Here is a 7,024-nt window from a genome sequence, read left to right as displayed (position 1 = left end):
GTTGTAAAACGGATTTCAAAAACCCTGAGCATAAACGCTAATCCACGAGCAGTGAAGGAACTGAAGAATGGCTGATACCTCCCTCCAATGGTTTCGGGTATTGGGACTCGATGAGCTACCAGAAGGGCGAGTCACAACTGCGATCACAGGTCACAAAAGCCTAGCAATCACCCATTACCAGGGGCAATATGGTGCGTTGGATAATCGCTGCCCCCATCAAGGCGGACCCCTGGGGGAAGGCTCCATTGAAAATGGTCTCCTCCGCTGCCCTTGGCATGGTTGGGACTATTGTCCCCTAACGGGTCAACCGCCTGGGGATTTAGACGTAGATGATGCGCTTGAGACCTTCCCGATAGAGGTCCGAGAGGATGGCATCTACGTAGGCTTAGCCACCGAACCACCCCATACCCGCACCGTCACCGATGTGATGGCTGAAACCATGGTGAATTGGGGTATCACCCATGTATTTGGAATGGTCGGCCATTCCAATCTGGGCCTTGCCGATGCCCTCCGACGCCAAGAAGAACAGGGCAATCTCAAATTTATTGGAATCCGTCATGAAGGGGCCGGTGCATTTGCGGCCTCCGCCTATGCCAAACTGACAGGACGTCCTGCCGCTTGCCTTACCATCGCTGGGCCGGGGGCCACCAATTTACTCACAGGCCTATGGGATGCCAAAGTAGATCGTGCCCCCATTTTGGCCTTAACGGGACAGGTCAATACTCAGGTTTTAGGAACGGGCAACTTCCAAGAATGCGATCTATCCGCCGCTTTTCAAGGGGTAGCGGCCTGGAGCCAAACGATTCTTAGTCACAGTCAGCATGGTGAGTTGATGACGCAAGCCATTAAGCATGCCCTGCTAGAAAGGGATGTGGCCCATTTAATTTTCCCTGATGAGATTCAGACCCAGCCTGCTACTGAATTCAAAGCCTCTAGTCCCAATGGCCGCATAACGCCCTTACACATCTCACCACCCGCCAAATCCCTCAACCAAGCCATTGACTTGCTGAAAAAGAGTCAGCGACCTGTGATTATTGTGGGACACGGATCACGGTTCTCTATGTCAGGCATTACAGGGCTTGCTGAACTGCTCAATGCCCCCGTACTTACAACTTTTAAGGGCAAAGGGCAAATTTCCGACCATCACCCCCTGGGCTGTGGTGTCCTTGGGCGCAGTGGAACCCCCATTGCCAGTTGGTTTATGAATGAATCGGATGTCTTACTGGTCTTTGGCGCATCCTTCTCTAATCACACTGGCATTTATGCGGGTAAACCGATTATCCAGGTCGATTTCGATCCGTTGGCCTTGGGCATATTCCACCCCATTACGGTCCCCGTCTGGGGTGAAATTAGCGTTGTCGTTGACCAGCTCCAAACGGCATTGACTGGACACATCCAAACGATTGATCAGCGACCAGAAGTAGCCCAACGTTGGCAAATCTGGCAAGCAGAAAAGCGTAAACGAGAACAGGATGATCATGGCAAGGGCATTAACTCCGCGGCGATTTTTGCTGCCATGACTCGGCAAGTACCAAGCAATGCCGTTATCTCCGTCGATGTGGGCAATAACACCTATTCGTTTGGTCGCTACTTTGAATGTGAAGCCCAGTCAGTCTTAATGTCTGGATATTTAGGCTCTATTGGCTTTGGTTTCCCTGGTGCCATGGGAGCTTGGGCTGCCGTAGGCCATGAGCGCCCCATTGTCTCTGTTTCTGGAGATGGAGGATTAGGGCAATATCTGGCTGAGTTCACAACAGCCGTGAAATACAACATGAACATTACCCATGTCCTCCTTAATAATTGTGAGCTGGGTAAGATTTCCAAGGAGCAGCGGGCTGGGGAATGGGATGTTTGGCAAACCAGTTTGCATAATCCTGACTTCTCCCAATACGCCCAAATCTGTGGTGGATATGGGGTGCGAGTGACGGACAAGCAGAACCTAGACTCCGCTTTGAAAGAAGCCTTAGCCTACAAGGGACCTGCACTGGTTGAGATTATAACGGATGCCGAGCTGATTTAGGAGGAGGGAATATCGCCCTCCTCTACTTCAGATTCAGATTGCACAACCACCTCAGTGACATCAACTGATTTAGCTCCCTTAGTGTTTTTAACCAGTTCAATGACTTGGTCTAAGGCATCCTGATTTGGAACTTCACCGCTCAGAAATACTTTCTCTCCTTTTTGTTGAATATTCAACGTTGCGACTAAGGGCTTTAAATCTGGATCGGCGACCAAACCCAAAATGATTCTCTTTGCCAGTCCTTGGTGATCATATTTGCCTTCCGGCCCAATATGTTCGGGCGCGATGTAGGAGCGCCGACGCGGGAAAGAATATCCGTTGAAATATAGTCGTCGCGAGAAAGGGTAATAGTAAGGATAGTAGCGAGGATAGCGCCTCCGAATGTAGGGGTAGTGTCGGAAACGGGGATAGAATCGTCTGCCAAATCGACGATGGTGAAAGGGACGATGCCGAAACCGACCAGGGAACCGTCGAAATTTACGATGTCGAAAATGATGGTGACGAGGAAATTTTCTAAAATGGCGTGGGTGAAACTGTCGTTGATGCCTAAAGTTACCCTGACGGAACCCTTTATGTTTCCCGGCGAGAAGTACAGTTGATTCAGATTGGGGCTGGGGTATATTTTCTGCCTGAGCGACTGCTATATCTATTGTCAGTACAGCAACAAGCGTTGATAGAGCGAGGGGAGCATATTTCATACGGTTTACCTCCGTCTGAAAACAGCCGTGGGGACCTGCACCTATTACCCCCCTTACACAACCCCATGACTGATGGCGAACATTCACGTTTGGCTAATGCCTGAGTGCACTCAAGGATAGCCATCAACAATGAACATCACCCAAGCTCATTACGTTTAGGGTAGCGTGAAAGACTGAGAAAATTCTGAGAGGGGTTATTGAAAATTTGAAGCGGCCATGGTTTGTGCTTCAAGCCCCGTACATCGGGGAAATTTTTTAAAGAGAAACCTCCATCACGAATTTTATCTACCTAGAGTGATTGGAGCATGCCATACCGTTAAAATGCAGAATCAAGAATTGAGTATGGTGTTCAACTCAAAAATCGGTTTTCTTCTGCCAATTGATTGTTTTCTCCGCAGCGCGGGGTGTTGAAACATCCGTTTTCCCATACTGATCAGGTATTACTGATAGCTGCACCCTCTTTCGCTTTGGCTGACGGCGACGAGCTGTATTTTCTTCGCTTGTATTTTCAGCAATAACTTCATAAAGAAGGGCTAGCTTACTGGGATCTTTACCTTTGCGCAGCACTCGCCCTAGTCGCTGCACGTACTCTCGGGTTGATCCAGTTCCCGATAATACGATCGCAACGCTAGCCTCTGGAACGTCTACACCTTCATTAAGGACGCGAGAGGCGACCAGAGTAGGGTAATCCCCCGAACGAAATCGCTGCAAAATATCATGACGCTCTTTGACGGGAGTTTTGTGGGTAATAGCTGGAATCAGGAAATCCTGGGAAATTCGATAGACGGTGGCATTGTCGTCAGTGAAAATTAGCGTTTGCTCAGGGTGATGCTGGGCTAAGAGATCCGCCAAGATGCGGAGTTTGCCTTCCGTACCGAATGCGATCGCACGGGCCTGACGATGGGCTAACATGGCTCTCCGTCCCGCTTTGGAGCGAGCACTCTCCCGCACAAACTGCTGCCAACCCTTTAAGCTGCCTAGAAAAATCCGAGCAGATTGGAGAAACTGGTTACGAGTTTGAATCAGCTCGTCATATCGCTCTCGTTCCTGAGTGGAGAGCTTGACCTGAATTTGTACGGTCTTATGTTTGGCTAAGGCCACCCCAGACAGTTCTTCAGCCGATCGGCGATACACGGTCGGACCAATCAGACCGTCTAAATCTTCATGCTTACCATCACTTCGTTCCGGGGTTGCGGTTAATCCCAAACGATAGGGCGCAATGGCATATTCAGCAATCACCCGATTAAAGCTGCTGGGTAAATGGTGGCATTCGTCGAACACCAGCAGACCATAGCGATTGCCCAGGTTTTCGGCCTGGATGGCGGCACTATCGTAGGTGGCGATCAGTATTGGGGTGCGATCGCGTGATCCACCGCCTAACAAACCAATCTCCGCATCCGGGAAAGCGGCCACCAAGTGGGCATACCATTGATGCATTAAATCCAGCGTTGGGACAACGATTAACGTACTGCGTTGGGTCGCCTGGATGACCAACTGGGCCAGATAGGTTTTTCCGGCTGCAGTTGGTAAGACTACAACCCCTCGACATTGCTGCTGCCAAGCGTCTAGCGCCTCTTGCTGATGAGGATAGGGCTCCATTTGCAGACTGGGAGCCAGTTCTAAAGTCTCATAGGATTTGGCCTGATCTACCAGACGCGGATCGGTGATTTGCGTGGCTGTCAGTAGGGATCTGTACTCAATCGCGGGGACTCGAAACCGCTCCACCCGATCATCCCAAGTTGCATAATCCAGCCAGTCTTTGCCCTTGGGTGGAGGATGCAAAATAAGCGTGCCGCGATCGTAGGTTAAGGTTGGCTTGCGCGCCATTGAAAATGCCTAAATAAGCTGTTCTCAGGTGGAGTCCCCTCATTCAAACTTACCAGGAGAGGATCGGAAACAGCGAGCATCCTCTGTTCGCAAAGGTTACAATCAGTGAGCAGTGGCACTTTGCAAAGACTTATTTGGTGACCTACGTCTGAGAAACGTTATGACAACTAGCTCGCAATCTACTTTCACGGCGGATCAAACCTCTACTTGGCTTCGAGGCTTAATGACCATTGCCTGGTCGGATGGCAAATTTGATCCTCAGGAACAGTCTCTGATTGAAGAAGTAGTGGCTAATGAATTGACGCCCGATCTAGAGAACGATTCCTTTAAACCCATCTCTCCCGAAGAACTGGCCGATGGGTTAGGAGATAACCCCAAAGTTGCGGAAAACTTTTTGCGAACCGCTGTGATGGTTGCACTGGCCGATGGGGTGTACTCTAGCTCCGAAGATCAAGTTCTAGAAACCTTTGCCCAAGCCCTGCGAGTTCAGCTGACCGCCGTTGACTCCCTCAGGCTCACCCTAGACGGTGAAGCTCTGGGCGATACTCCTAAACCGACTGAAAGACAGTCCCGCGATCCCCTAAAGCCCGTGCGCCAATGGCTGGATGGTTTGGATATTCAAGACCCTGAAGTTGCTCGATTTTTGTGCAAAATGATTCCTTCCCAATGTCCGTTTGAGCGGGATATCACCCTATTTGGCAAAAAGGTGGTTCATATTCCCCCCATGTGCAAACTCAATCCCCTCTACGAGCAGCTTGTCGGCTTGCGGTTTAAGGCTCTATCCTATCTAGCGGATGACTGTAAAGAGGATGTCTCCTCCTACATTTAATGGGTCGTGTAGTCGGTCGAGAAAAGTCTGTTGCTGACCGAAATGAAAGGGATGTACGCCCCTTAATCCCCCATCCTGCATATTGAGTAAGTAGCGCTGAGATGATGAACCTCTCTCAGCGTTTTTTGCGGCATTTGTTGCCAAGCTGAGATCGCATCGGCATTATGCCAACACCACAACACCTTTTCAGGAATCTGGACCACCAGATTTCTAGAGAATTTGCCCTACCTCATGGGTAAAAAAGTGATAGTTTTTTTCCACGAGGATCTGCGGAGTCCATTTATTCCCACAGGCTTTATGTTTGATCTCCCCCTAAGCACTCAGGAAACAGAAAAGCGATCCATGCTGTTGACAGTTGATTAAGTTTTTGTTACATTTATTCATATAAAGTTACAACACACATGGTTTCACGGAGTCTAAGATTATGAATTCATCCAACAACTTTTTTGGTTTCAACCCCTTTGCAGAAGCTTGGAGTGGCCGTCTTGCTATGGTTGGTCTCTACATTGCCTTGATTATTGAACTCGTAACTGGCAAGGGCGTCCTCCACTTCTGGGGATTGATGTAAATCGCTTCTGACGTTGCTAACCTTTTGACTCTCCTCTCACCTGCGTCTTTTTACTTACCAGACATTAATTAGTATTTGCAGAACGAAATTTCGGATCAAGCGGCTTCGACTGTCGCACAACTAAACCCTCCTTATACCCAGCCTCTCGGCTGGGTTTTTTCATGGATTTTGCCCTTTCTCTTCAATATGGCTGGGTCAACATTTTTCCTCAGCATCCATCCCAACCGAAAGTTCGAACTTTGGTGGACAATAATTTACATAATATTTACAATAATTTACATAAGTGAATTTTTATTACGGAGTTAAATACCATGAGCATCAAAAACCAGACCTGGGGTTTTAACAGCTATGCGGAGACGTTTAGCGGTCGCTTAGCCATGTATGGATTTTTCATCGCCTTGGTCACTGAAATATTGACAGGAAAAGGAATCATTGGACAACTGACTGCGTTTATCTTTTTTATCAATTAACCTCTCCTTGCGTCAGACTGATCATCCTGAATGGTCCTTAGCTGCCTTTACGTTTTGACCCCAGTTTTGAGCTGGGGTCATTTGTTTCACCCTCCCCTCCACCCTTGAATCCTCTCCATCATGAAATCCTCAGTTCAGAGCAAAGACTCGATTACCACTTACTTGCAGGAAATTGGTCGGTTTCCTTTGTTGGATCATGAGCAAGAAATCATTTTTGGCAAACAAGTTCAACAAATGATCACGTTGCAGGAACTCAAACAACAGTTGCAGGAAAAACTCGAACGGGAGCCTACTCTGTCGGAGTGGGCAGAACAGGCTGAAATTCCTGTCTCTCAACTTCAGAAAGACCTGAAGTTGGGGCAAATCGCCAATCGTAAAATGGTTGAGTCCAATTTGCGTTTGGTCGTCTCCATTGCCAAGAAATACAACAAAGCTAAGCTTGAATTCCTCGATCTAATCCAAGAAGGCACGATTGGCTTGTAACGAGGAGTGGAGAAGTTTGATCCAACCAAAGGCTATAGCAATTGAGGAGCTAGTTAGGACAAAATAGGACCATGTCTTTTCTGCCTATTTCAATGCCCGCCCCCTATAGCAATGACTTCCGACAAAAAG

At 48.5% G+C, this 7,024-nt stretch carries 6 protein-coding genes and 1 pseudogene; 5 read left to right on the top strand and 2 right to left on the bottom strand.

The genetic code is table 11. The features are described from left to right. Positions 1-67: 67 nt before the first annotated feature. Complete coding sequence (locus tag Q0991_RS23845; protein WP_299493377.1) at positions 68-2,020, top strand: thiamine pyrophosphate-binding protein; 1,953 nt, start codon at positions 68-70, stop codon at positions 2,018-2,020. On the opposite strand, the gene Q0991_RS23840 is transcribed toward Q0991_RS23845, so the two are convergent. Next, positions 2,017-2,718: a BON domain-containing protein gene (locus Q0991_RS23840; protein ID WP_299493375.1), complete on the bottom strand. Its 702-nt coding sequence runs from the start codon at positions 2,716-2,718 to the stop codon at positions 2,017-2,019. The genes Q0991_RS23845 and Q0991_RS23840 overlap by 4 nt on opposite strands. Positions 2,719-3,072: 354 nt before the next feature. Beyond that, positions 3,073-4,545, bottom strand: a complete 1,473-nt coding sequence (locus Q0991_RS23835) for a DEAD/DEAH box helicase family protein (protein WP_299493373.1) — start codon at positions 4,543-4,545, stop codon at positions 3,073-3,075. Positions 4,546-4,705: 160 nt separating this feature from the next. Here Q0991_RS23835 and Q0991_RS23830 point away from each other — a divergent pair, with 160 nt between their 5' ends. The 4 genes and pseudogenes from Q0991_RS23830 to Q0991_RS23815 all read left to right on the top strand — a co-directional run. After that, the gene (locus tag Q0991_RS23830) at positions 4,706-5,374 is read left to right on the top strand and encodes a Mo-dependent nitrogenase C-terminal domain-containing protein (protein ID WP_299493371.1); all 669 of its coding nucleotides are present in this window, start codon (positions 4,706-4,708) and stop codon (positions 5,372-5,374) included. Between the two features lie 424 nt (positions 5,375-5,798). Next, entirely contained in the window at positions 5,799-5,942 is a 144-nt protein-coding gene (locus tag Q0991_RS23825; protein ID WP_299493369.1) for a chlorophyll A-B binding protein, read from the top strand. Positions 5,943-6,253: 311 nt separating this feature from the next. Further along, a complete protein-coding gene (locus tag Q0991_RS23820; RefSeq protein WP_299493367.1) occupies positions 6,254-6,412 on the top strand; it encodes a high light inducible protein in 159 nt (52 codons plus the stop codon). Positions 6,413-6,532: 120 nt separating this feature from the next. Continuing rightward, positions 6,533-6,892: pseudogene (locus tag Q0991_RS23815) on the top strand (sigma-70 factor domain-containing protein); the annotation flags it as partial. Positions 6,893-7,024: the final 132 nt, after the last annotated feature.

It is taken from the genome of Acaryochloris sp. IP29b_bin.137, assembly GCF_028285745.1.
Taxonomy (GTDB): Bacteria; Cyanobacteriota; Cyanobacteriia; order Thermosynechococcales; family Thermosynechococcaceae; genus Acaryochloris.
This window is presented reverse-complemented; position numbering and strand designations above follow the sequence as displayed.